The 3,268-nt window shown below is 71.5% G+C and carries 3 protein-coding genes; 1 reads left to right on the top strand and 2 read right to left on the bottom strand.

Features of this window, described 5'->3' with window-relative positions:
- On the bottom strand, positions 1-328 hold a 328-nt coding region (locus K8V84_RS08970), incomplete at its 3' end, for an iron chelate uptake ABC transporter family permease subunit (protein WP_304072907.1).
- Positions 325-1,422, bottom strand: coding sequence for a hemin ABC transporter substrate-binding protein (locus K8V84_RS08965; protein WP_304072906.1), 1,098 nt, complete (start codon positions 1,420-1,422; stop codon positions 325-327). The genes K8V84_RS08965 and K8V84_RS08970, both read right to left, overlap by 4 nt.
- A gap of 243 nt (positions 1,423-1,665) precedes the next feature.
- Here K8V84_RS08965 and K8V84_RS08960 point away from each other — a divergent pair, with 243 nt between their 5' ends.
- A complete protein-coding gene (locus K8V84_RS08960) occupies positions 1,666-3,057 on the top strand; it encodes a cell wall protein (protein ID WP_304072903.1) in 1,392 nt (463 codons plus the stop codon).
- Positions 3,058-3,268: the final 211 nt, after the last annotated feature.

Below are 3,268 nucleotides of genomic sequence, written 5' to 3'. Positions count from 1 at the left end.
CGGCGCTGCCCAGGGCGGCGCCGACCATGACCGCCAGGACCACGCGGGGCAGGCGCACGTCCCACAGGACCGTCTCGGCGATCTGGTCGGGGAGGTCGCCGACCCGCAGGCCGACCGCGTCCAGGATGGAGGCGGCGACCTGGCCGGCGGGGATCGGGTAGGCGCCCATTCCGGCGGCGATCACGGAGACGACGACGAGTCCGACGGACAGTCCTGCGATCAGCAGGGTCGCGCGCAGGCGTCGTCGGAGGGTCCCCGGGGTGGCCCCGCCCTCGTCCGCGGGGGCGTCGTCGGGGCCGGTGGTGGGGTGTTGGGACAGGGCGGTCACTCGTCGCCCTCCGAGCCCGAGGCGTCGCCGCTCTCACCGGTGACCGCGGCGAGTTCCTCCGCCATGGTGGTGATGACCTGCGGGGTACGGGGGCCGAAGTTGAGCAGGACGCCGTCCTCGAAGTCGATGACGGCCTGGTTCTGCCCGGCCGGGGTCTGCGCGACGCCGGGGATCTCGGCGAGCCCGGAGACCCCGCCGACCGATTCCAGTCCCTTGGTCATGACCAGCAGGACGTCGGGCCGGGCCTCGATGAGCGCTTCGGTGGTGATGGGTGTGAAGGGTGTGGTCAGGCCCATCTCGACACCGGCGTCACGGGCTCCGATCTCTTCGAGCAGGGCGTCGGCGCCCGAGCCGGGGCCGCCGAGCAGGTACACGCCGGCGGTGCCGCGCAGGTAGAGGAAGGCGACGAGGGGGTCACCGCTGGTCTCCAGGGAGCTTTCGCGCACCTCGGCCATCTGCTCCTGGGTGCGTTCGACCAGGAGGGTTCCGGAGGCGGGGACGCCCAGGGCCTGTGCCACGCGTTCGAAGCGGGGGTACATCTCGTCGATGGACCAGGCCTCCTCGACGATGACGACGGGGATGCCGGAGTTCTGGATCTGTTCGATCACCTCGGGCGGGCCGGTCTGTGTGTCGGCGAGGACCACGGTGGGTTGGAGGGCCAGGACGGTCTCGGCGGAGACCTCGTGTCCCTCACTGATGACCGGCAGGTCGGCGGCCTCGTCGAAGGTGGCCGCCACGTCGCGACCGACCACGTTGTCGCCCAGTCCGAGTGTGAAGACGATCTCGGCGAGGCTTCCGGTGAGCGGGAGGACGCGCTCGGCGTCGGTCACCTCGACCTCCTCGTACTCCAGGGGGTCGGAGGAGGAACGGTAGGGGTCGAGCACCACGGATTCGACGGTGACGGGGAGTTCGGGGGCGGCGACCTCGTCCAGGATCTGGAGGCGGTTCTCGGACAGGTCCGGGATGCCGCCGTCGTCCCCTGAGGCGTCCACGGGGGCGTCGGGACCCGTACAAGCGGTCAGGGCCAGGGCGCAGGCGATGGCGAGCGGTCCGAGGACACCGCGCGGGAAGTTTCGGGGGACGGCGTGGGGCATGGCGATCGCTTTCGGTTGAGCCGGGTTACCGGGCGGGGCCGCGGAGCGGGTCGCGACAAGACCTTTTATATGACAGGTCGTCAGAATCTTGACAACCCCGTCGCTTCAGTGGTCAACTGTTCCGGCACCGGATCGAGTTAGGTAAGGCTCACTTCGCCTAGGTGAGCATAACCTAAAAGCACTTCCCTCACCTCACGCCGAGGTCGGTCCCTCATCCGACCCGCCCGACAACTAAGGCACCTGATGCGAGCAGCGGTTCCCCTCCGTGGGCTTGTCCCACCCCTGGCCACCGTCGCCGCGGCGACGATCCTGGTCGCCGGCGCGCCCTCGACGGTGTTCGCCGAACCCGTCGCCGAACCGGCCCACCCCCGAACCACCACCGTGAACCGGACCCAGGGGCTGGACCCCGAGGGGGACAGCGTCACGGTCGCCGGCATCGGGCACACGCCCGGCTCCCGGATCGAGATCACCACACGCGCCGTTCCCGCCGAGGCGGTCGACACCGGCGAGGTCGACGAGGCCGCAGTACTCGACGACGACAACACCGTCACCACCGACGTGGACGAGCGCGGCCTGTTCAGCGTCGCCCTCGACACCGGTGTCGACTTCGCCGCCGATGCGGGCCTGGACACCGAGGAGGATCCCTTCGAGATCGTCGTCCTCGATGCCGAGCCGCCCGAGCGGACGGACGAGGTGGACGAGACCGACGGGATGGATGAGACGGCTGAGCCGACCGATGACGGTGTGGTCGCCGACCCCGGCGCGGGAATGAGCGCCCCGGTGCTCGCGCCCGCGTCCCCCTCCGTGCCCACGGTCGTGGCCGCGGTGCCGGTCGCCTTCGCCGTGCCCGCCGCCGTGCCCGAGAGCCGGCCGCAGACCTCTCCGAGGACCGCTCCCCAGGCCGCTCCGCAGAGCGCGCCGCAGGCGGCCCCGCGCAACGTTCCCCAGACCCTGCCCCGGACCCCGGGCGACCTGTCGCTCACCGTTTCCAAGACCAGCGGCATCGACCCCGACGGGGAGACCGTGACCGTCACCGGTTCCGGTTACGACACCGCCAAGGGCATCTACGTGGCCCTGTGCGACACCGCCAACGCGAGTTCCAGCATCGCGCCCGGGCCGTGCATCGGTGGAGTGGACATGGAAGGCGATGGCGGTTCGTCCGCCTGGATCTCCAGCAACCCGCCGCCCTACGGCGAGGGCCTGGCCACCCCCTACACGGGTGGTGGGACCGACGGCGGATTCACCGTGGAGCTGTCCGTCAAGGCCAAGGACGACAACACCGACTGCACCGCGTCCGGCACCGAGTGCGCCGTGGTGACCCGCAACGACCACACCCGTTCCAGCGACCGCGGCCAGGACAAGTTCGTCCCGGTGACCTTCGCGGGCCAGGCGGGCGATGGCGGCGGTTCCGGCGGTGGTTCCGGCGGCGGTTCCGGCTCCGACGAGGGTGCGGGTTCGGGCGGCGCCGGCGGTACGAGCGGTTCCGGTGGCTCCGGCGGCAACGGGCCCCTGGCCCGAACCGGCGCTCCCCTGGTGGGCCTGCTTCTGACCGCCGTGGTGGCTTCGCTGGCCGGTGTCACCGCGCTGGTGGCGACCCGACGCCGCGCGAGCGACGCAGACCCGACCACCGCGTGATTTCGAGGGACGGCGGGGCACTCGCAACGGGGATCCCACCGATCCCACCGACCACATCGAGCTCAGGCCCCACGTGAGTGTGCACGCCTGAGCGGGCCAAGGCCGAGCCTCCCCCTCATGACCCCGCTCTCCCTTGGTGGGTACCGTCGCGCCCGCTCAGCGCCAACCCACCGCCCCCGCACCATCCCGGACCCGACGCGCGATCGGGACC

Source organism: Nocardiopsis listeri (genome assembly GCF_020741345.1).
Taxonomy (GTDB): domain Bacteria; phylum Actinomycetota; class Actinomycetes; order Streptosporangiales; family Streptosporangiaceae; genus Nocardiopsis; species Nocardiopsis listeri_A.
Note: the sequence above shows the minus strand (reverse complement) of the source record. Positions and strands in the feature narration are given on the sequence as shown.